Origin of the sequence: Paenibacillus sp. FSL M7-1046, from assembly GCF_038007405.1 — a bacterium.
Taxonomy (GTDB): Bacteria; Bacillota; Bacilli; order Paenibacillales; family Paenibacillaceae; genus Paenibacillus_AQ.
On record NZ_JBBOXB010000001.1, the window covers coordinates 6,104,756 to 6,127,442 of the forward strand.

Annotated in this window: 20 protein-coding genes; 4 read left to right on the forward strand and 16 right to left on the reverse strand. The window is 49.0% G+C overall.

The window, feature by feature from the left end:
* The first annotated feature begins 185 nt into the window (after nt 1-185).
* A complete protein-coding gene (locus tag NYE29_RS27160; protein ID WP_340898268.1) occupies nt 186-1,388 on the forward strand; it encodes an MFS transporter in 1,203 nt (400 codons plus the stop codon).
* Complete coding sequence (locus tag NYE29_RS27165; RefSeq protein ID WP_340898269.1) at nt 1,381-2,019, forward strand: TetR/AcrR family transcriptional regulator; 639 nt, start codon at nt 1,381-1,383, stop codon at nt 2,017-2,019. Before NYE29_RS27160 ends, NYE29_RS27165 begins: the two co-directional genes overlap by 8 nt.
* A gap of 51 nt (nt 2,020-2,070) precedes the next feature.
* Here the strand turns inward: NYE29_RS27165 and bshB2 are convergent, their stop codons facing one another.
* Genes bshB2 through NYE29_RS27180 form a run of 3 tightly spaced genes read right to left on the reverse strand, consistent with a single transcriptional unit; the run spans nt 2,071 to nt 3,453 of the window.
* Nucleotides 2,071-2,754, reverse strand: a complete 684-nt coding sequence (bshB2, locus tag NYE29_RS27170; RefSeq protein ID WP_340898270.1) for a bacillithiol biosynthesis deacetylase BshB2 — start codon at nt 2,752-2,754, stop codon at nt 2,071-2,073.
* A gap of 23 nt (nt 2,755-2,777) precedes the next feature.
* Entirely contained in the window at nt 2,778-3,122 is a 345-nt protein-coding gene (locus NYE29_RS27175; protein ID WP_076112895.1) for a YojF family protein, read from the reverse strand.
* Between the two features lie 22 nt (nt 3,123-3,144).
* Entirely contained in the window at nt 3,145-3,453 is a 309-nt protein-coding gene (locus NYE29_RS27180; RefSeq protein WP_340898272.1) for a hypothetical protein, read from the reverse strand.
* Between the two features lie 159 nt (nt 3,454-3,612).
* On the opposite strand from NYE29_RS27180, the gene NYE29_RS27185 reads away from it, so the two are divergent.
* Both NYE29_RS27185 and NYE29_RS27190 read left to right on the forward strand, forming a co-directional pair.
* Nucleotides 3,613-4,134 carry an RNA polymerase sigma factor gene (locus NYE29_RS27185; protein ID WP_340898273.1) on the forward strand — a complete coding sequence of 174 codons (522 nt, stop codon included), beginning with the start codon at nt 3,613-3,615 and terminating at the stop codon, nt 4,132-4,134.
* Nucleotides 4,118-5,731, forward strand: a complete 1,614-nt coding sequence (locus tag NYE29_RS27190) for a DUF4179 domain-containing protein (protein WP_340898274.1) — start codon at nt 4,118-4,120, stop codon at nt 5,729-5,731. The genes NYE29_RS27185 and NYE29_RS27190 overlap by 17 nt, the downstream gene beginning before the upstream one ends.
* A 172-nt stretch (nt 5,732-5,903) precedes the next feature.
* Here the strand turns inward: NYE29_RS27190 and NYE29_RS27195 are convergent, their stop codons facing one another.
* The 13 genes from NYE29_RS27195 to NYE29_RS27255 all read right to left on the reverse strand — a co-directional run bounded on the left by NYE29_RS27195 (nt 5,904) and on the right by NYE29_RS27255 (nt 22,579).
* On the reverse strand, nt 5,904-6,974 hold the full coding sequence (locus NYE29_RS27195; RefSeq protein ID WP_340898275.1) for a glycoside hydrolase family 76 protein: 1,071 nt from the start codon (nt 6,972-6,974) through the stop codon (nt 5,904-5,906).
* Nucleotides 6,975-6,998: 24 nt separating this feature from the next.
* A complete protein-coding gene (locus NYE29_RS27200; RefSeq protein ID WP_340898277.1) occupies nt 6,999-8,063 on the reverse strand; it encodes a glycoside hydrolase family 76 protein in 1,065 nt (354 codons plus the stop codon).
* A gap of 42 nt (nt 8,064-8,105) precedes the next feature.
* On the reverse strand, nt 8,106-8,993 hold the full coding sequence (locus NYE29_RS27205) for a carbohydrate ABC transporter permease (protein WP_038592017.1): 888 nt from the start codon (nt 8,991-8,993) through the stop codon (nt 8,106-8,108).
* 35 nt (nt 8,994-9,028) lie between these two features.
* The gene (locus tag NYE29_RS27210) at nt 9,029-9,916 is read right to left on the reverse strand and encodes a carbohydrate ABC transporter permease (protein ID WP_038592014.1); all 888 of its coding nucleotides are present in this window, start codon (nt 9,914-9,916) and stop codon (nt 9,029-9,031) included.
* A gap of 73 nt (nt 9,917-9,989) precedes the next feature.
* Nucleotides 9,990-11,300, reverse strand: a complete 1,311-nt coding sequence (locus NYE29_RS27215) for an ABC transporter substrate-binding protein (RefSeq protein WP_340898279.1) — start codon at nt 11,298-11,300, stop codon at nt 9,990-9,992.
* Between the two features lie 55 nt (nt 11,301-11,355).
* Complete coding sequence (locus NYE29_RS27220; RefSeq protein ID WP_340898280.1) at nt 11,356-12,693, reverse strand: glycoside hydrolase family 125 protein; 1,338 nt, start codon at nt 12,691-12,693, stop codon at nt 11,356-11,358.
* A gap of 125 nt (nt 12,694-12,818) precedes the next feature.
* Nucleotides 12,819-13,979: a GntR family transcriptional regulator gene (locus NYE29_RS27225; protein ID WP_038592008.1), complete on the reverse strand. Its 1,161-nt coding sequence runs from the start codon at nt 13,977-13,979 to the stop codon at nt 12,819-12,821.
* A 201-nt stretch (nt 13,980-14,180) separates the two neighbouring features.
* The gene (locus tag NYE29_RS27230) at nt 14,181-16,271 is read right to left on the reverse strand and encodes a beta-galactosidase (protein WP_340898283.1); all 2,091 of its coding nucleotides are present in this window, start codon (nt 16,269-16,271) and stop codon (nt 14,181-14,183) included.
* Nucleotides 16,272-16,330: 59 nt separating this feature from the next.
* Nucleotides 16,331-17,209, reverse strand: coding sequence for a carbohydrate ABC transporter permease (locus NYE29_RS27235; RefSeq protein WP_340898284.1), 879 nt, complete (start codon nt 17,207-17,209; stop codon nt 16,331-16,333).
* A 15-nt stretch (nt 17,210-17,224) separates the two neighbouring features.
* Nucleotides 17,225-18,106 carry a carbohydrate ABC transporter permease gene (locus NYE29_RS27240; RefSeq protein ID WP_076112903.1) on the reverse strand — a complete coding sequence of 294 codons (882 nt, stop codon included), beginning with the start codon at nt 18,104-18,106 and terminating at the stop codon, nt 17,225-17,227.
* Between the two features lie 33 nt (nt 18,107-18,139).
* Nucleotides 18,140-19,474 carry an ABC transporter substrate-binding protein gene (locus tag NYE29_RS27245; protein WP_340898285.1) on the reverse strand — a complete coding sequence of 445 codons (1,335 nt, stop codon included), beginning with the start codon at nt 19,472-19,474 and terminating at the stop codon, nt 18,140-18,142.
* Between the two features lie 133 nt (nt 19,475-19,607).
* Nucleotides 19,608-20,891: a response regulator transcription factor gene (locus tag NYE29_RS27250; protein WP_340898286.1), complete on the reverse strand. Its 1,284-nt coding sequence runs from the start codon at nt 20,889-20,891 to the stop codon at nt 19,608-19,610.
* Entirely contained in the window at nt 20,858-22,579 is a 1,722-nt protein-coding gene (locus NYE29_RS27255; protein WP_076112906.1) for a cache domain-containing sensor histidine kinase, read from the reverse strand. The genes NYE29_RS27250 and NYE29_RS27255 overlap by 34 nt, the downstream gene beginning before the upstream one ends.
* Between the last annotated feature and the right edge of the window lie 108 nt (nt 22,580-22,687).

Here is a 22,687-nt window from a genome sequence, read left to right on the forward strand (position 1 = left end):
CTATTTTTTAAGAACTCATTATAGCTTAAGTACCCATCAGAGTCATATGGTAATTTCTAATTTCTTAATATTCAATCCGTTAAAAGAGTTGTATTTATCATTTACAAGGATCTCTTTTTCAATTAGAATGATTTACATTGTGTTAATTTTTACTTTGTGTAAACCATTCGCAGGAGGGCTTTGATATGAGCAGCTTACCTAAGTCTGCCAGATTTCCACTTTTCATTCTGATGCTGAATCTGTTTATCGCTTTATTGGGACAAGGTATGGTCATCCCCATTCTTCCTGAATATTTAAAACAATTTAATGCCTCAGGGGCTGCAGCCGGGTATCTTATTGCTGCTTTTGGAGCCGCACAGTTTATTTTTTCACCTATAGGCGGGCAGCTTTCGGATCGGTGGGGCCGAAAATCAATGATCATATCCGGTCTGTTTTTAACGGTCATTGCGGATCTGCTGTTTGCAGTATCTGCGACTTTGCCGCTTCTGTATATTGCCCGATTTATCGGGGGAATAGGTATTGGATTAATGGTTCCTTCCAATATGGCCTATGTCGCTGATATTACCACTCAGGAAACCCGCGCTAAAGGAATGGGATTATTGGGGGCTTCCATGAATTTGGGTATGGTACTTGGTCCAGGGTTAGGGGGCATTATCGCTGAATTCGGCATACGTGTCCCCTATTTTTTCGCGGGTGGGCTTGGACTTGCAGCTACGCTGCTTAGTATATTTATGCCAGAGACACTTCCCAAGGAAAGACGGAAATCCGTTAGTAAACGGGTACGCCGGGAGCCCCTTCGCAACCTGATCCTAAATTCATTCCGGACTTCGTATTTCCGCTATCTCCTACTCATTCTGATCATGACATTTGGTTTGATGAATTATGAAACGGTGTATGCCTTATTTGTGGAACAAAAGTACGGTTTTGATGCCGCTAAAATCTCAATTATCATTACGGTAGGTGCAGTTATAGGCATCATTGTGCAGATCTGGCTGCTCGATTATCTTATTAAGCAGCTAGGCGAGATGAAACTTATACGTCTATCTTTGGTGATCACGGCAATAAGCTTGCTCTTGATGATCATCAAGTTTAATTTAGGTTATCTGATCGTAGTATCTGCCCTGTTTTTTGCCTTTAATGCATTCTTAAGACCAACGGTAAGTACGCTGATTGCCAACTCAGCTGGTGATCGGCAAGGATATGCTGCCGGATTGAATACAACGTATACCAGCATAGGAAATATACTTGGGCCGATTTTAGCGGGGCAGTTGTTTGACAAACACATGAATATACCCTATATTTTTGGTGCACTTATCCTTACATCTGCTCTTTTCTTAACCTTGCGAAAGCCAAAAAATGATAAAGAACGGGTTGCTGCCTATGACTGAGAACTGGCATCAGAATTTGAGAAACAAAAACCGGGAAGAACTAATTGCTGCGGCTAAGGAACTTTTTATGAAGCAAAGCTTTCTCAAAGTTAATATTAAAGATGTATGCCTCGTGGCAGGTGTAAGCCGGGTTACATTCTATAAGCATTTTCAATCCATGGACGAACTGATCTTTGAGGTTCAGATGGAAATCCTCCAGAGTATGACCCAATTTGTTGGAGGAGCAGCTTCAGCCGAAATGAATGGTAAGCAGATGCTTACTTCGATGCTGGAGGCTTGGATTGATTATGCTTCGCAACATCCAGAGTACATCAAGTTTATTCTTCTCTTCGACCTGCATTATGAAGCCTATGACTCAATTGTTGAACTCAAAGAACAGTACAATAATTTTGTTAACCGGGAAAAAGAACGCCATTTCCTATTGGATGCACTGGACATTGGATTTAAAGATGGATCGTTAAAGTCAGATACTGAGCCTTTGAAGACCGCTCATTTTATCTTCATGTCTATGATGGGTTTACTTCAGAAAATGAGCTTGATTCCCAAGGGCGGTTGGAGCAGCGAACTTCAGGATAAACAAATGGCTAACCGGTTTGTTGGCATGTTGGTTCAGCATTTAAGTGGAAAATGACAAATCCCCCTGCCTAAAGGCAGGGGGATTTGTCCATAAACTGTTCCTCTATCATAGAGATGAATCGAACCGGTAGGTCCAGAACTGTTCTGTGCCGAACCGGTCGCGGATTTCTTCATCACTCAGCTCCCGGTTCCCGACGAGTTCCGCCGCTTGGAATTGCGAACGGTGCGCCGTAATCGAGGCCATTTTCTTAACAAGGAATGGTGTCACGTCTACGGTCACATCTGCTTTCCCGATTACCATCTCATGATTGCTGGCGAAGGCGCTGCAGTACACAAGCGGCCGTTCTGCCGCGGGGAGCCGGCTGATGGTTCGGATGACGGCGGCCCCGGTGGCATCATGATCGGGATGCACACTGTACCCTGGATAGAAGGTGATGACCAGCGACGGGGTCAATTCCTGGAGCAGTGACAGGATGCGGGAGTCCAGCAGCTGCTGGTCTTCGAACTCAATCATTTTATCATGGAAGCCGAGCATCCTTAAGTCTTGGATGCCAATCGCATGGCAAGACGCTGTCAGTTCCTCCTTGCGGATTGCTGGCAAGCTGACACGGCTCGCGAACGGCGGGATGCCCATATTGCGGCCCATCTCCCCGAGTGTCAGACAAGCATAGGTGACTTGAGCGCCGCCTTCTATGTACATAGCCAATGTCCCTGATGCAACGAATGCTTCGTCATCGGGATGGGGAAATACCACTAAGATGCGCTCATGTTTGGCTTGTTTAGTATTCATGGCTGCTTGATCCTCCGCTTTCATTAGAACTTTTCCCGGCTTAATTGCAATGACACAATTAGCTTTCCTTGACTGTCGTGCCCGGCCATGATAAGGCGTTCATGCTCATTCTCATCAACATGCGTAAGGCCCTCAGCATAGATCCAGCCGTTTGCTGTCTTTAATCCGACCCGGTAAGGACCTGTGCCGGAGATGGAGCCGTGCGTATATGAGACGGCCGCATTGGTGATGAACGCCGAAGCGGTTGGCCGGCTGCTGTCCAAATGACTGGCATAGGCGCCTGTCGTGAGTTCAAGGTGCAGGTAAAGTTCCTGACCGGTGAGGCGGTCGATCACGGTTTGGATGTCTTGAGGATGTATCGGCTGCATAATGGCCTCCTTGATTGGTGTTTTACCCTTCAACTATATCAGCTTGCAGTTCCGTTGCAATTTCAATCATTTTGGGAACTACAGCTTCGTTGGAAATAGCTACATACAAATCACCCATGTAAAGCCGGAAAGGAATTTCCACATCCCCCTGCTTCCACATAAAAAAGTCTCCATCAATGGACATGTTGCTTTCCGGGCCTTTTATGGTAAAAACCTGTGAGTACGCAAAGTCGGGTTTGGCCGCAAAGTAATCTTTGCATTCATCCAAAGAGATGGATGGCTCCGCATTGTTTTCCTGCATTGATCGTGTGATACGAAAACGCTGATTCATTGATAGGCCTCCAAAATTTTTTTGAAATCTATAGCTTCTACAAAACTATATTCTCTCATTCTCGGAGTCTACTGTCAAAACTATAGTGTACATAAAATGAACGATTGCCAGCCTCTATCTGTCTTATTGATGAGAACAAGAAAAAGGGGGTGCTGCAGAATGACTGACCGGGAAATTTTCGAGCTCTATAAAGAAGATGTTTATTATTTTTGCTACTATTTGATGAAAAATCAGGCAGATGCTGAGGATATTAGCCAAGAGGTATTTGTCAAAGTGATTTTGGCAGATAGATCAAAGGTAAGGAACTTAAAATCGTGGATTTTGCGAATTGCTTCGAATGAGTGTAACAGCCTGATCAGAAGGCGTAAAACAGGAGTGATGAAAGAATTACGTAATTATTTACTATCCAGGTCTCAGGATTCCAACCCTGTCGAAGAGCATTTAAATCGCCGGGAAACTAGAAAAGAAATTCAAGGCTTATATAGTAAGCTTCCCGACAAAATCAGAATGGTAGTAGTCCTACGTTTTATTAACGAATTGACTGTACCCGAGATCTCTAAAGTGATGGACATACCCGAAGGAACTGCAAAATCCAGACTAAATAAGGGGCTTAAGCTGTTAAAGGGCAAGATGGTTGGAACTCAACTAAAGGAGATGAGCAGCAATGAATCAGTATATTGAAAAGGATAAGAACATTCCCCTGCCGGATTATGATTTAATGTGGACAGCCATAGAAAAAGAAGCATATCAACGCCAACTAAATCTGCAGCCTTCGCAGAATATTCCTAGACATCGTGCGAAGGTTGTTCCCATCAGTATCGTTTTCTCATGTATCTTGCTTGTCGCCATTCCTGTATACGCTAGTGTGACGATGAATTGGGATGAAATTGGCGGCCGTAGTGTGACCAATGCATTAAAAAACGGTATCGGCCAGCAGTATGATCTCCAAGCTTCCAGTTCTGGAGTTACAATGAACTTGAACGGTGTGGTAACGGATGGAGAAAAAATGAAAATGCTCATATCTCTGGATACTAAAACCGACCTAAGCCAATATATTGGAATTGCTACAGAGAAAAATACCATGACAAGTGAATCCGGTAGTGAGGCAAAAGTATACGGCAATTTAGAATACGACCCGGTAAGCAAGAAACTCCTTGGTGTATACGAAACCCCTGATACCTTAAAGGATGATAAAAAAGACTACAAATTTGAAGCGCAAAATCTTGTTTTTCTCCGTAATAGGGATATTCCCTTAAATTCTAACCCTCAAGCTGGAGATACGATTGTTACCGGATCTGTACAGTATCCAACCCTCCATATTGAATCCGTTCGACAAGCTTCAAATCAAACCATTATCCGCTATAGGGTCGCTGCTTCACCATCTGACTTGGGACGCGGCACCCCGCAACTGGTAGTTAATGCTGGTGGTCAAGTGAAAGAAGCAGTTCCCACCATCATGCCTAGCGAAGGTTCGGATTTGTTTATTGAACAGGTATTCGATATGACTGAACCCGATTGGAAAGATGCCAGTCTTCATTTTAGTTACATTGAAGAAGCAAAACGGATTTCGGGCAGTTGGAAGTTTGATTTTAAAGCAGATGGAAAAAAGGCAAGTGAAGCTATGTACACTAAGAAATTGAACACCAGTCCTGAAGTCCAAAAAAAGACAGGCATAACGTTCGATCAGCTGGTGATCACCCCTTTAGTTATCCAGATCCTAATCAATGAAGAAGAATCGCTTAAAAAAGGAATTGTCCACTACAAAACTGCTCAACTGGTTATAGGGGATAAAACAATCGCCGGGGATCGGGTTTTAAAAGGTGATCATCCCGGAAGCTATCAGCATTTATTTGAATTTGAATCTTCGGAGTGGTATAAGGACTGGTCTGATGTTCCAATGAAACTTAAATTAAAAGATGCTGTCATTGAAAAACGGGATACCTCTAAGAATTGGATCACGCTAAATAAACCTAAGAAAGAAAAGCAGTTCGCCAAACTTAATGTGGATGGATTTGATATTCAATTCACGTATTATATTGAGGGCGAAAATTTGATAGTCGAGTCCCATTCCGAATCCCCTGGCTTCAAGGGTGTTAACCAGACTACGGTACGGATTAATGGCAAAGAAATAGTACCTAGAATTACACCTAAGGGTATGGTATCTACAGGGGTTAATATCGATAGCTACAAAGGTATTCCCTTTGATGAAAAGATTGAACTGAACCCTGGTATCTATAAATACAGCGATCCAAGCCGGAACGAAGAAGTTAAACTCTAACTGAATTCAATAATAAACCAGCGGCAGTCTTGGATTGGAAAATATAGTCCTAGACTGCCGCTGGTTTATTGAACTAACGTTCTCCGTTAATGCTGTTCCCGATCTGAATTTTCAGTCTTTAGAGCAGATGTTAGATTAGAAATATATCTTAGATAACCTGAGATTCTCTGCCTCACTCATTCCGCTGATTCTCCAAAGCGGCAATACCTTCAAGCAGCATCAATCCGCTAAGTTGCACGCTGAGCTGAACCGGCAGTACAGGCTTATGCTCCCAAGAAGGGCCGCAGAGTCCCAGCTCGTGGTCCAGTCCTTTCGTACATAAAGCATGGGCATTCGCCAGGATAACTTTACGGATGGGAAGTGTTCCAGGAAACTGCTTCTCCAGCTGAACCCAGTAGCGGATCAGAATTCCTTTGAACAATCCGGTGTCATCAATACCTTCATCAGGCAGCATGAGTGTAACCGGGTGGCTCAGGCGGCGTATGCTTGTGTCGGCTGTCCGCAGGGCATCGTCTGCATATTGCTGCTCTCCCATAACACGGTACAGTTCCAGCGCCGCTCCAAGAAACACTCCCTGGCAGTAAGTGAATTCCCAGTCATAATCAATCTGGCCGTCTCCCAGCCTGTTAATTCCGTCCCATACAAAGCCGGAGCCGGGATCCACCAGATAGGCTTTGTTCCATTCGTAAATGCGGACCGCCCATTCCAGATCCTCCGGATCCCGGAACAATCCGTACAAACGGGCAGCCAGAATGGCGGCGGGTGCATTAGCCGGGGTGTTCTTATAATCCAGCTGATCCTTCTTCCAGGCCATTCCTCCCCCGAAATGGCTGTTCCACGCGGTTTGAATATCAGACCACAGCTCCAGCACAGCATTCTTGTATTCTTCTTCCCCGGTAGCCTGGTACGCCCGCAGCAGCGCAAGTGCCGTCCACTCCATATCATCATAATAATTATGGGAAAAGGTACCGCCATTATAAGCACGCAGACAGCGGCTGAATTCGCGGATACGCAGGGGAGCTGCGGGATCTCCCGTACGTTCATAAGCATCGACAAGCACATCCATCACATGGGCCTGCCACCAATAATAGAAGTTGTCGTCCGGACGGATATGCGCTTTGGGAAACCACTGATTCATAATACCGGTCTCTTCATTGTAATAATGCTGCTGAAGGCAGCGCTGGAACCAGTCCGCACGTGTCTTCCAATCAGCCTGTGCTGAAGCTTCAGCAAAAATGTCCATAGGATCATCCCCATCTGGCGTTAATTATTCACCGATAATAGTGCCAAGCTCAGCCATCCGCTCCAGCAGCTTTATGCCGCTGAGCTGGGAGCTTAGCTGTACAATGCCGCCGGGCGGGTGGCACCAGTCCGTTCCAAACAACGCACTTTCCGCCGCCTTCCCTCTCTCCCAAAGCAGTTCCGCATTTCTTTGAAGAAAGGATGCAGCTTCTCTGGCCTCAGGATCGGACTTTACAAGTTCGGCTGTATAGCGGACCAGTATGCCCTTGAACAGACCGCCATCTCCGCCTCCTTCATCCGACAACACCCTGAGCTGCGGACCGGTTAGCTCTTCAACGGCTGCGGCGAAGGTCTGCCGGGCATCTTCAAGGTAGCCGGCTTGATCCGTAATCCGGTACAGTTCAATTGCGGCGCCTATATACACTCCTTGATTGTAGGTGTATTTCCAGTCTTTATCGACTGTACCATCCCCCTCACGGTTCAACCCATCCCAGACAAAACCGGTCTCCGGGTCGACGAGATGTTTCTTTTGCCAGCTTAAAATCCGTTCTGCCCATTCTAGATCCTGCGGATCACCAAAGGCCTGATACAGCCGGGCAGCCAGGATGGCGGCAGGCGCGTTGGCCGGGGTGTTTTTATAATCAAGCTGCGATTTCTGCCAGGCGATGCCGCCGCCCATATGCTCGTTCCAGCCCGTCTTGATGTCCTGCCACAGAATTAATGAGGTCTGCTTGTAGCTCTCCTTCCCCGTTGCCTGATGCGCACGCAGCCATGATATTGCCATCCATTCCATATCATCATAGAGCTCATTCGGCCAACTCCCGCCATTGCGGCGGAGAAGACCTTCATGCAGCGAGACGAGACGTTCTTCGTACCGTCTGTCTCTTGTCCGCAGCAGACCGTCCACCAGCGTATCCACCGCATGAGCCATCCACCAATAGTGAAATATAGTGTTGCATTCCCCATTCGGGCAAGGCGTCTCAATGTTGTACATGCCCAAGTCTTCGTTCCAGAAATAATGATCCAGCGCTTCCTGCGCCTTGTCCGCCCGTTCCTCCCACAGTCGTGGCTCAATTTTCAATTGCTTCATAAGGCTCTCTCTCCTCATATCTGATCTGGTTTCAGTAGCTGCTTACCCTTTAATACCGCTGAACGCAATGCCCTGAACAAAATAACGCTGCAGGGCCAAAAAGAGCACCAATATCGGCAGAATCGCGACCAGCGCACCCGCCATCATCGGCCCGTAATCGGTCTGAAAGTTATAGGAAAAGGCCTGCAGCCCCATTTGAATGGTCGCTTTATCCGGATCATTTAAGACGATCATCGGCCAAAGAAAACTGTTCCACCCTGCCTGAAAGGTAAAGATGCTTAAGGTAGCCAGTGCAGGTTTGGTGAGCGGCAGATAAATGCGCCAAAAGATCTTAAATTCACCGCAGCCCTCAATCCGGGCCATTTCCAGCATATCGCTGGGCAGGGTGAGGAAAAATTGCCGCATGAAGAACACCGCGAACGTCCCGGATGCGCCCGGCAGAATAATGCCCCAGAAGGAGTTCATCAGTCCGTTGCCGCCACTGCCGAAAAGATCATTGCCTCCGGCGAATGGAATATGGCGCATCACATAAACGGTCGGAATCATGGTTACGATGCCGGGGATCATCATCGCAGCCAGGAGCACCCGGAATACCGGCTTATTGAGCCTGAATTTCAGCTTCGCAAAAGCGTAGCCGCTGAGTGAGCCAAAGAATAAATTGGCCAGTACACCGGATACGGCAAGAACAAGCGAATTCCAGAAAAATAAAGCAAATGGCACGGTCGAGAATGCTTTGCGGTAATGATCAAAGGTCAAATGCTTCGGAAACCATTGGATCGGCATCGCAAAGATCTCCTCATCCGGTTTCAGGGACGTTAGTACGCTCCAATAGAATGGCAGGAACATGGCAACAGCAATAACGATACATACGATATAATAAATGGATTTGTTAATGCCCCGCTTCAGGGCGGAGCCGCCGGTAACACCCATAGCTGTAAGCCTCCTTTTTTCCTGGGCAGCCCTGTTTAAATGACTGACTCTTCCGCTTTGGATATCCGCATATTGATCAGTGAAAAGACCAGGATGGCCATCGCCAGCACAAATGCCTGCGCAGAAGCATAGCCCATTTGCAGCTGGTTAAAGCCTTGCTGGTAGATCAGATAGACCGGTGTCTTCGTGACATTGGCCGGCCCTCCCTGCGTCAGAACAAAAGCCTGGTCAAACAGCTGCAGTGCACCGATGATCGCCATGGTACTGACCAGGAAAGTTGTCGGCCGTAACTGCGGCCAAGTGATATACCGGAAGCAATCCATTTTGTTGGCACCATCCAGGCGGGCCGATTCATACAGATAATCCGGAACGCCTTGCAGACCTGCCAGATAAATAATCATATTAGAGCCGACGGACTGCCAGAGTGTCAGCAGGACTATTGAGAGCATGGCCGTTCTTGTCTCGGACAGCCAGGCCGGACCTGTAATCCCAACGTAGGAGAGCAAACCGTTAATCAGCCCAAATTCCGGGTGCAGCAGCCAGATCCATACCGTTGCTGCCGCGACAGCTGAAGTCAGCGTAGGCAGATAATAAAAGGTGCGGAACAGCTTCACCCCGCGCCACGCCCGGCTGAGCAGCAGTCCCAATAGCAGTGAAATTAGAATATTGAGCGGCACAAAAATCAGCGAATACAGAAACACATTGCGGAAGGTTTTCCACAGCAGATCATCATGAGCCAGCCGCCGGTAGTTATCAAGCCCGATCCAGTCATTTCGGCTAAGCACATCATAATTGGTAAAGCTGAGATATAAGGCCATTACTACTGGAATAATTGTAAAGACCACGAACAGCAGCACTGTAGGCGTGATGAACAAATAAGCAGTCCGCGCCTGATGTCTTTCCACTTTTCTCATGGAAGCCATACAACTCCCCCCTTCATTATGCGGCAAGGTTCCATAGTGGCAGGGAGGCACCGCCTCCCTGCTGCTACAACTGCTACTTCACAACTTCGTTATCCTTAAGCATTTGGTCTCCCTGCTCCTGAGACTTCTTAAGTGTGTCCTCAATACTCAGTTTGTTCTGCTGGTTAAGCTGAAGATTCGGCGCCAAGGCATCCGTCTCCATTACGGAATAGCCGGGATGTGACGGGCGGACCTTAGCAAATTCCAGGGTTTCCATAAAAGGTTTCCACAGTGGATCATCCTTGAAGAACGGGTCCTCCATCGAAGGCTTGAAGCCAGGCAGGTTCAAGCTGGTCTTAGCCCACAGCAGAGCGTTGTCTTTGTTAGCCGTCCACCATTTGATAAATTCCCAGGCCTCATCGTGATGCTTGGAGCCCTCAGGAATAACCAGGCCGAAGCCGCCCATCACACTGCCTTTGTCACCGTTAGGGCCTGCTGGCGGAGGAACAACGCCGTATTCCAGGTCTTTGCCGTATTTATTGTAAGTGCTGAGCATCCATGGGCCTGAATAGAGCATAGCGACTTTTCCGGTAACAAAAGCATCCTGGCCTTCTCCGAGCCCCAGCTCAAAGCCCACTTTGTACACTTTATCTTTGTTCATCATCCGGTCCCAGAATTCGAGCACCTGCTTACCCTGCTCATTGTTGAAGTTGGTCTTCCCGTCTTCGGTCAGCATGGTGCCGCCCGCCTGCTGGAGATACATGTTGAACAATCCCAGGTCTGCCATGGAGAAGCCTGCTACTTCAAGCTTGTCTCCGTTCCATTTCGTCAGCTTCGCAGCCGCCGCTTCAAGCTCATCCCAAGTCGTCGGCGGCTGAAGCCCGGCTTCGGCCAGCAGCTTCTTATTGTAGAATAGTGCACGAGCGTCTACTGTAAGCGGCAGACCGTATAATTTATTGTCGTAAGAAAGTTCGTTCAGCGATTCGCTGTAAAAATCATCTTTGGAGATCCCATCACGAGTTAAATAGTCATCCACCGGATGCAGCACATTTTTGGGCGCATAAAGTGAAGTCCGCCAGCGGTCCCAGAAAAGTACGTCAGGAGCACCGCCGTTCGTGGCCGCAGTAAGAAATTTAGTGATCATATCCTGCTGCAGCACGTATTTCACGTGAATCTTATCCTGCGATTTGTTAAAAGCATCGACCATCGTTTCGAACTGCTTCTGGCCTTCTCCGCCCCAGTCCCCCCAGAAAGTAAGCTCTGTCTTCTTTGCACTCTTGCCGCCTTGCTCTGTTCCGCTGTTCCCTGCATTGGCATCCCCGGAATTGCCTGAATTACCGCCACACCCGGCGGCCAGGCCAGAGACCGTCACCAGAGTAAGTGCTGTAATCAACCATTTCTTCATTGTTTTCATCCCCCTCAGACTATTTGGTATGTCATTGTTGCCGTTCATTTAGCTGCTAGCTGCGCTTTACTTCGATTCCGCAGCGCATGAGCACCAGCTCGCAGAACATCATATTGGCCCAAGAGAACCAGGGACGGGTGTACGCGCCGGGATCATCTGCATGAAAAGCTTCATGCATAAACCCGGTACCGTTATCACACTGCGCCAGCCGGTCAAGAATGGATTGCTGTTCCTCTGTATCTCCTGAAGTCATTCCTTGTACCGCTAAGGCGATTGGCCAGATATAACGGTTTGGGGTATGGGGACTGCCTATGCCTGCTGCGGCTATGCCTGAATAGAAATAGGGATTACTCTTGCTCAAAATGAAGCTGCGGGTATTCATATATACAGGATCATCAACTGGAGAGTAGCCGAGATAAGGAATGGAGAGCAGGCTGGGAACATTGGCATCATCCATCAAATTCACACTACCAAGCCCATCTGTCTCATAGGCATACACAGTCCCAAACTCAGGGTGGTCCACAGTACCGTGTTGCCGGATACCTCTTTCGATCTGCTCCAGCAGGTGTTGCGCGGAAGCTGCAAGCTCAGAGCTTTTCAGCACCTCAGCGGCAATTTCACACACATACCGGAGAACAACGACAGCGAACATATTGGCCGGGATGAGATAGCCATATTCGCAGGCATCGTCGCTTGGTCGAAACCCGGACCAGGTCATTCCTGTATAGGCCGTCAGGCTGCCTTTGCCTTCACGGACCAATGTATCCGTTGGCGCTCCATGTAGGCGTTGAAACGTATAGAGGGAATCGCGCTCATGGTTCTGTTCGGTGGTCCACAGTTCAATAATCCGCCGGACCCCTTTTTCAAAAGCAGCATCAAATTGGCTGGTCCGTCCGGTATTCTTCCACAGTAAATAGCTGAGCTGGATCGGATAACATAAGGAATCTACTTCGTATTTCCTCTCCCAGATCCAGGGGTTCATTGCCGTGAGATCATCCTGATGCCCCCGTCCATCCGCCTCTTGATTAAAAGCGTTTGCATAAGGATCAATCTCGATAAAAGCAAATTGCTGCTTAATCAATCCTTCGATCATGTCTGCTATTTCCTCATCTTCAGCAGCAAGGATCAGAAAAGGCCTGACCTGTGCGGCAGAATCCCTCAGCCACATGGCAGGAATATCACCAGTAATGATAAAGGTCTTTCCGTCTTTATTGCGTTTTATTGTTGTATTCCAGGTGTTCGATAAACATTGTTCGAACATGTCCGCCAGTTTTGGGCGGTCCTGCAATATTGTCCGAACCTGTGCAGCCAGCCGTTGTATGGATTGGGGTAGTTCATTTGAAGAGTACAGTTGAAATAACCTCCCTTTTGTATTTTTATTAAGCGCTTTCATTAAATAGTATATTGGTATACAAATAATATGTCAATCAATATTTTAGACTTAATGATATATCATTTCAAGAATCTGGATATAAAAAAACCCATCCGATTGAATGGGTTCGTCGCTATCTGTTGCCGTTACTTTCGAACTGCAGGTCCGGTCGAGCTGCCGGGGATCAGCTTCGCCTCCAGCATTACCTTATTCGGTACAGAATGCCCGTTCATAATTGTCAGCACATTCTCTACCGCAAGCCGCCCCATCTCTTCTTCATTCTGGCGCATATGGGTGAAGGCATAACCTCCTCCAAGTTGTGTCGGCGGACTGTCGAAGCAAATAATGGAGATATCCTCGGGGATGCGCAGTCCCAGGCGTTCCACCGCTGTCTTTGCGAGCAAGGCAATATTGTACTCAATGGCAAACAGCGCAGTAATGTCTGGGTGACTCTTCAGATGGGATTCCAGGCGCGCGAGATCATGTTCAATATTATCCGGGTTAAAAAACTTCGGCAATGTCGAGGTTAAGTCACTGACCCACAGCTCCTTATCCACCATGATTCCCCGCTGGGCGTGTGCCTGTATGAAGCCTTCAATCCGGTCTTCGACGGCAGTGGTATCGACCGGCGGAGGCGAAAGAAATGATATATGGGTATGTCCCAAATCAAACAAATACTCTGTAGCTTCAAGCGCTGCCTGAAGATTATCCGTGCTGATCGATGCGGCGGCTACCCCTTTTAAATGTCTGTCCACCAGCACCAGAGGGAAACGGCCAATGACCAGCTTGAGGATTTCCGCGTTGAAATATTCGCCCTGCGCCGGGAAGATAATCAGCCCATCCACACCCAGGTTGAGCAGCTTCTGGATGGATTGCTCTTCATTCTCGGGAATACCGAAGGTTCTCCGCAAGACCAGAAAACAGTCATTATCGCGTGAAGCCTGCTCCATGCCATAGATCAGCCCCGTACCGTAGCTGTTTCCAAAATCGGTGATGATCAGCCCGATGGTCTTCTCTTCTACATTGATTGCAGGGATTCCGGTACTTGTTCCTGGAGGCAGCTCCTGAAGTTCAGCGACCGGATCGGCCACAAACGAGCCCCTGCCCGGCTTACGGACGATCAAATGCTCGGCGGCCAGCAGCTCAAGCGCTTTTTTACTGGTAATACGGCTTACATTATAGCTATCAGCCAGTTCTTTCTCGGAAGGAACACGCTCTCCAAGCTTATAGGCTTGAGTCAATATGCTCTCCTTCACTTCATCAAAGATCTTCTCATACATCGGCTTAGAAGACGTCGGTTCGTTCATGACCTTCACTATCTCCTGACTCTTATTATTCATGATTTACATAATAATATATCATGATATATTATGATTGTCGATGTATACCTAGTCTTTCTGTCTTCATTATAGATCTGACTGCAAAAAAACCTAACTGACGGACGCAGAATAGCTGTGTCCGTCAGTTAGGTAGATTTTATGAACTGCCGCTGATGTAGTTCAAGTTAATCAGGTGATCTCAAGAAACAATGCACAGTCAAAAGGCTGAAGCAGGATGGGATTGGATTCATGCCATTCCTTGGAGGATTCAGACTTCAATTTCGGGTTGCAACGCTTGTTCATTCCACTTACTTCCGAAACCAGACTCCATCCCTTTGGAACATCCAATTCGCATACCGTCCGGTTATGATTCATGACAAAGAAATAAGTACCGTCCTTTCCCCGTCTCCGGGTAATCTCGACGCCTTCCGGTGCGGCTGCGATTCCACAGACCCCAGCGTCGCCAATCATCTCCATGACCAGCTTTTCCATCGTCTCCGGCCCCAATTCCGTGCCGGCATAATAGGCTCGTCCCCTGCCGTATGCATGGCGGGTAACCGCCGGTGTCCCGGCATAAAAATCTCTGGTGTATACAGCTAGTACCTCTGCGCCTTCCACTGTGATCACATCGCACCACAGCTCCGCTTCCTCTTCTGACTTCCCGCCTTCATCTTCCGTTTGGGCTGCCCTGGAAATCCCCTCATCATTCAGCCATCTCACACTTTGCCCGAATTGGCGCAGACAGTCATAATCGTAGATGCTTAGACCCAGCAGCTGTGAATATTGTCCCGGCAGCGTCAGTGAAATAACGGCATTATTCCGGTCCTTGACTGCGGTCCGCATATCGAGCAGGACATGCCCGCCCGATTCTGTATATTCATATAGTCTTCGGCATAGCTCTGAATCGGTGACGAACAGAAGCGGAAAAATCAGCACTTTGTACTTTGAGAAATCGTCATTTTCGGAAATCAGATCTACAGGGATATTGTGATCAAATAATGCTTTATAATAACGGTGCAGATGTGCGACGTAGTTCAGGCCGGGATGATGCGGCTGGATTTGCAGCGCCCATTCCTGGTCGTAGCTGAACACAATCCCAACCTCGGCTTCGGGAAGTCCCCCGCGGAAAGCCTCCATATGAGGAGCCAGTTCGGCTATGCTGTCGCGGATTTCATCGTATCGGCGACCCGGAATACGGCTGTGCGGCAGAATGCCGTGCCAGTACTGCTCGCTGCCGAACAGGCAGGTATCCCACCGGAAATAGACAATGGTATCCGCACCATGGGCAACGGATTGAAAGGTCCAGAGCCGTATCTGCCCCGGCCGTGGCGTTGAGCCGAGAATTTCCGTACCTGTCGGTCCGGCGAGCTGCTCCATCACCCAGAACGGCTTCCCTTTGGTTCCCCTCATAAGATCGAGCGCCATGCCGAGGTGGGAGGGCGAGCTGCGCTTGATCCGCTCCTCCAGAAACAGCATCGGGTATTGATCGTGGGAGATGAAATCCAGATCCTTCGCCAGCTCGAAATAATCAGTCTTGTCAAAGAAGCCCATAAAGTTATGCGTAATACGATGGCCGGGACATACCTCCCGCAGTATATCCGCCTGCCACTTTTGGAACTCGACGACCAGACTGGAGCAGAATCGTTTCCAATCTAGCAGAAGCGATGGATTATGGCTGTTAGGTGTAGCAAGTGGAACGGGAATCTGCGAGAAAGAGGTATAGGTCTGGCTCCAGAACACCGTTCCCCACGCCTCGTTCAGGCCTTCGATCGTCCCATGCCGTTCCTCCAGCCATCGGTGGAACCTTGCCCGGCAGTGATCGCAATAGCACAAATTACGGTGACTGTTACCCAGCTCATTGTCAATTTGCCAGCCGGCAACATAGGGGTTGTCCCGGTAGCGCAGAGCCATGGTCCGCACAAATTCTTTAATATGCTTCCGGTAGTGTGGATGCGACTGGCAGTCATGATGCCGGCCGCCAAAGCCAACCCTCTGTCCCTCCGCATTCAGGGGGTACAGATCTGGATGAAGCTCCATCATCCACACCGGCGGAGCCGCTGTCGGCGTGCCCAGCATGGTTGTAATCCCCTGCTCTCCCAGCAGTTCAATGGCTTCGTCCAGCCAGCCGAAATCATAGATGCCGGGACTCGGCTCCATCTTCGCCCATGAGAACTCCGCCATCCGTACAACCTCGATGCCCATCTCCTTCATCATTACTGCATCCCGCTGCCACAAGTCGGGCGGACAATGCTCGGGATAATAATCAACACCAAATTTCATGGCTTGCGTAACTCCTTCCCATTCACGAGGTAATGTCCAGCTCTTTAATCTATTCGTGTTTATCCTTTAATCGCGCCGTCAATCATGCCGGAAATAAGCTGTCTCTGAAAAATCAGAACGATAATAAGCAGCGGCAGCACGCTTACAACCGAGCCGGCCATGATGAGATGATAAGGTGTATTGTTGCTGTCCTCCAGCGCCTTGAGCGCCACGGACAACGTCATATGCTCCTGCGAGCGCAGAATAACGGACGGCCACAGAAAGTTGTTCCACTGCTTGACGAACAGGATAATCCCCAGGGCGGCGAACGCCGATTTCAGGTTGGGAAGAATGATCCGGCGGAACATGCCAATCTCGCTGCAACCGTCGATTCGTGCCGCTTCCATCATTTCATCGGGAATGGAACTGCAGTACTGCCGCATGAAGAAGATGCCAAAAGCATTGGCCAGATCGGGTAAGATCACTCCCCAGATGTTGTCGATGAGATGCAGGTTCTTATAAATGACAAACAGTGGAACCATCGTTGCTTCATGGGGGATCATTAGCGAAGCGAGCACGAAGACGAACAAAATGTCCTTGCCGCGAAACCGATATTTGGCAAAGGCGAACCCGGCCAGGCTGCAGAACAGCAGCGCAGTAATCGTCATGGTCGTGGACAGCAGCAGACTGTTCCAGGTGATAATGCCAAATTTACGGTTCACGAACAATTCAGTGAAGTTCTCCCAATGCAGCGTTGTCGGCAGCCAGATCGGCGGATTAACGAAGATTTGGCTGATATCTTTCAGCGATGAGCTGAATAACCAGAACAGCGGAAACAACGTGATGAGGGAGACCACGGCCATCAGGACAAATGCTGCACCAGCGGTCAGACCCTTCTCACCTGAACGGCTGGCCCTTTTCGCCGCAGACTTCTTTTTCGTTTGAGTCAAAAGCGTCATTCGGTTCTCCCCCCCTTATTTCTCATCGAATAGACGCATCTGGATCAGCGATATGCTCATCATCAAGATGAAGAAGCAGACAGCGATTGACGAGGCGTAGCCGAAGTTGAAATTCTGAAAGCTTTCGTTATACAGCATCAGCACCGGCGTCAGCGTCGAATTTAGCGGACCGCCTTTGGTGAGAATGTACGGCTCGGTAAAGAGCGAGAAGGTGCCGATTGTGGACAGCACAGTGCAGAATAGCAGCATTTTTTTGACCAAAGGAATGGTAATGAAGAAGAAGCTTTTTACTTTCGTCGCTCCGTCGACATAAGCAGCTTCGTACAAATCCTTTGGAATACTTTGCAAACCGGTCAGCAACAGCAGCATATTGTAGCCGAGCCAACGATACAGTACCATTAACGCCACAGAAAAGCGCGCCCACCACGGGGAATCAAGCCAAGGAAGCGGAGACTTGATCCAACTGAGGTTAAGCAGGAACGTGTTGATCAGCCCGTCTTGGGTATTGAATAGCAGCACGAATACGAATGATACGGCGACCACCGACACAAAATTCGGTACAAACAGAGCCATCCGGAAAAATCCTTTGCCCACCATCCATTTGGAGTTGAGCATACTGGCAAAGATTAAGCCAAGAAAGAGCATTAGCGGCACATACATCAGGAAGATGACTAAGCTGTTCCACAGCGACAGCCAAAAGTAATGATCCTTCAGCAGCGCCGTATAGTTGTCCAGCCCGATGAATAGCTTGTCACTTGCACCGTTCCATTCCGTGAGACTGAGATAAAACGAATAAATAATCGGATACAGTGAAAAGATGCCAAATAAAATAAAGTATGGGGAAATGTACAGATACGGAGCGTAACGGATCTGTCTGTTCCATCTTGTCTTGCCCATAGATATTCTCACCTCCTTGATCCTTGCTGCTGTCTACTCTCTTTTGGTCTTCTGCCGGAGTTCATCGGCCATTGTCTTTAACGCATCTCCAGAGGAGGCGTCATTCAGGAACACCTTTGCCCACACATCCGTCATCAGCTTGTTGGCCATCGGGAAATCGGAGGTGTAAGCAAGCGGATAGGTGCTCTCCAGTGATTGGGCATACACTTTTAAGATAGGCTGGCCCTTGAAGTAATCAAATTGCTTGTCCATTGCCGAGTCGGAATATACCGTCTTCAACGAGGGGAATAGCCCCGCTTCCAGCATCATTTTGGTCTGAGACTCCTTATCGCCGAGCATGAATTCGATGAATTTCCAGGCTTCTTCCGGGTGTTTCGAGTTTTTATTTATCGCCATGTTGGACCCGCCTTGGTTAGCCCCGCCATATTTATCGTCTGCTGACCATTTCGGCATCGTCGTAACTGACCATTTGCCCGAATCCTGCGGCGAGTACTGCTTTTCGATGATCGCGTCATGCCAGGAACCGCCGACTACGCTGGCTATTTTACCCTCACCGATGGCATTGCCCCAAGGGTCGGAGTTGGCGCGGGCGTCATAGACAAGCTCTTCCTGCTGCATCTTGATCAAGTAATCTGTGATCTCCTTCACTTCCGGGCTATCGACCGTGACCTTGCCGTTCTCGTCAAAATACCAGTATCCGCGCTGCCACATCATAGATTCGAACACGCGGTTGCTGGAATTGGTCTTCGAATCGCCGTACATGAACGCTCCTGTCTTCTCCTTCACCAGCTTGGCGGCTTGATAATAATCGTCCCAAGTCTTAAGTTTGGCAGCGACCTCATCGGGATCGGTCGGCAGACCGGCCTTAGCAAACAGGTCATTCCTGTAGAACATCACCACCGGGCCGCTGTCCCATGGCATGGCATAGATTTTGTCGTCCATGGTGGCGTCCTTCCATTTGTAGGGCACGATATTATCTTTATATGGAGCCACACGTTCGGTAATGTCGAGCAGCGAATTGATCTCCACCATCTGTGATAGATTCGTCGATTCCAGCGCCAGCACATCCGGCACTGTGTCGTCTGTATTGGAGGACACCAAATACTTCTGATAGAGGTCGGTGGATTTCATGGTTTGGAACTCAACTTCGATATTGGGATAAGCTTCCTTGAACCGGTCCATATTTAGATCAATCCCGGCTTTGGCCTGCTCCCAAATCCAGACGACAAGCTTCACCTTCTCCTCTCCCCCTTGATCCGTTCCAGCCGATCCGGAATTACTCTGTGTGTTGGAACCAGAACAGGCGCTTAACAGCATGGAAGCTGTAAAAAGCATGGAAAGCAGCATTTTCCCTCTTTTGTTATGCATTGTTTGACCTCCTTGAGTGGGTTGATACCATCATAAGAGAAATGTAAGGGTTTTCAAATCCGACTGCCGTTCGAAAAAGGTTCACTTTTATTGGAATGTAATAAAAAAGCCCGTTTTCTACACGGGCGAAAGGTCAATTCATTGGATTTTGGTGTCTTTTTGTTTGTTGGCGGTATTGTCCCGGAGCGAATCCGACACTTTTCTTAAACCATTTGGCGAAGTATTTGACGTCTCCAATCCCGATCTTCTCCGCAACTTCCTCCATACGGTAGTCTGTCATTGCCAGCAGATTCTGTGCCCGTTCCAGCTTTTTCTGGGAAAGAAAATCAATCAGGCTGCTGCCTGTTGCTTCTTTGAATACGGTGCTGAAGTAACTGCGGCTTATACCGATCCGGTCGGCGATTTCGCCGACTCGGGGATCGAGATGCAGATGGTGGTTGATATAGTCAATGGCGCTGAGAATATCCTCCTTATGCTGGCGGCTAACCAGACGGGTCTCGCGCTCGATTGCCCGCAGGCGCAACAGACGCAGCACGCCCTCTATCCATCGTACCCCGCCCTCAACCGGCCCCTCCAGTCTCCATCCCAATCCGGGATTACGTGAACTCTTCAGATGCAGCAGTTCATGCTCCGCCGTATCCCGTTCCGCCCAGTGGCAGGCCAGTAACACAGTACCGTCTGGACACGGTAAGAACGCACGTCCTGGTGACCCGGATGCAAATGCCTCACCAATCTTTAGAAAAGCTTTTGGCTCCGGTTCCGGGCCAATTGGGGAGGGGACTTCATTGCGGTATTCCTTCCGTTTGTCATCAGACATCGAAAAACTGGAATTGTTAGCGCTTCCATTTTCATACAAATGAAAGATGCAGCCGCCTCGGGTCATCCAGCTCCAATCTCCATTCAGCTTGGCTACCAGCCTCTCGTCTGCAGAGATATCCTGTACCCGAAGCCACTCCATCACAATTTGCATCTCGTCCTCAGATGCTGCCATGGAGGACTGATTCTGCAGATGAAGCTCGCATTCACGCCGGATTTTATCGAGGCATCGCTCCATTTCCTCGTCGCCCATGCTGGTTTTTACAATATAGTCGGAGATACCGAGCTGGATCCCCTGCTGTGCGTAAGCAAAGTCGCGGTGACAGCTCAGAAACAGGATTTTGACATGGGGATATCTGTGTCTAATTTTATGAGCCAGCTCGATTCCGTCCATCTCGGGCATCACGATATCAGTAATGACAATGTCGGGTTCATGATTGACCACCTTCTCCCAGCCAAGGATGCCGTTAGGTGCATCGCCGACGACTGCCATGCCATGTCTGCCCCAGTCCACTGTCATCCTCAGCCCTTTTCTCACAAGCTGTTCATCATCAACGATAAGCACCTTCAGGGGTAAATCTCTCCGTAAGTCTTTGGCCATCGTATGATCACCTTACTTCCGTGGTTTCGTTCGGACTCTATCGTAAAATCGCAGTTTTCGCCAAAATGCATGTTAAAGCGCTCTCTGACATTCCGCATGCCAAGTCCTCCTTTCTTGCCCGGAATGACTTGGCCGTTCCTCACATAGAGCAAATGCTCCGGCTTGATACCGATCCCGTTGTCAGTTAACTCCGCCTTAATTTCGCCTGATCCGGAGACGAGTGACAGCCTAATTTCACCTGCTCCGTCTGTAAAGCCGTGAAAAAAGATGTTCTCCAGTAGCGGCTGGAACACCATCCGCGGCACCAGGCAGGACATCAGCTCCGGCTCGGCCTCCAGCTTGAAACTAAAGGCATCATCGTACCGGAGCCGCTGGATTTCGATAAAATGAAGCACTAAAGCCAGTTCCTCCTCAAGCGGTACCAGTGTTTTAGTCACTGCAAAAGTGCTCTCCAGGACGGCAACCAGATGCTCAATCATTTTCTGAATATCGCGGCGCCCGGCCAGCCTCGCCTTCCACTGAATGCTGTTCAGAGTGTTAAATAGCAGGTGGGGGTTGATCTGGTAGTGAAGCGCCCGCAGTTCTGCTTCGCTCTTCAGCTTTTCGCTCCGGCTGATCTCACGCACCAGATCCTGGATTTGTCCGGTCATCCGGTTGAAGGATTGGCTTAAATAGCCCAGCTCATCGCTGGTGAGCACCGGGGTCTGGATGAACAGCTCCCCTTGTCCGAATCTTCGCATCGAATGGGTCAGCTTTTGAATGGGCCGCGTAAGCCGAAGCGAGAAGAAATGGGCCATCGCGATGGCGAAGAGCAGCGTGCAGCCCGCAACGATCAGCGTATAGTTCAGGATCACGCCCGAGGAGCGATAGAACTCAGCATGCGGCATTCTGGCCTCGACAGTCCAGCCCTCCCGCTCCATAACGCCGGACCAGACAATATCGTCCTCCGGACTACTGTATTTCTCTGAGCTTTGCAGCAGCACGCTTCCGTCCGCTGCCCGTATTTGCAGGTGAGCATTCATATTATGCTGAAACGCCCGAAGCAGATTCACCACGGAATCCGCCTTCGTATCGATTAGAATCCGGCTGCCTGGCGGGAGTCCGAAGTGATCCTTGACCGGCACAACCAGGCTGATGACCATGTTGTCATTTACAAAGCTGTAATAGTAATCCGGCCGGTGGATGATAACTTGTCTTCTGCCATTCCCGGAAACTTGGCGCCAGAAGGAGGAGTCCGTAAGCCTTGCCTGATCAAGTCCGCCGCTTCCGATAAATTTGCCCGAAGGCATCACAACCGAAACACTTACAATATTGACCGTTTCAAAAGATATAAGATAGCGCTGGAGCGCCTGTTCCTCCTTATACCGGCTATAGTTCAGCGTTCCGCCATCTTCGATGACCATGGGTGTAGAGATCAAATAATTCAGTAGATTGCCCGTAATATTGTCCATCTGCGCGATGCTGGTATCCAAATGGAGCTTAAGCTCCTCAATGGCGTTCATTCCGTAGCTCCCGAACTGTGAATTCACGATCTGCGACGATTTATGATTGGAGAAATAACCCATTACGGCCAACGGAAGCAGCGCAATGACTGTGAAGAACATCAGCAGCTTGGCGTACATGCTTCGGCCTATTGATAATGCCTGCGGTTTGCCTTTGTTCCGGGGGTGTGAAGCTTTCGTTTTCATTCCGTTCCCTCCACAGCATCGACTGGCCTTACCAAAGCGTAAAAAGGGCAACCGGATCTACGTGATCCGGTCCCCCTTGCCTATTTCCGCAAATCCGGTTAATCCCGG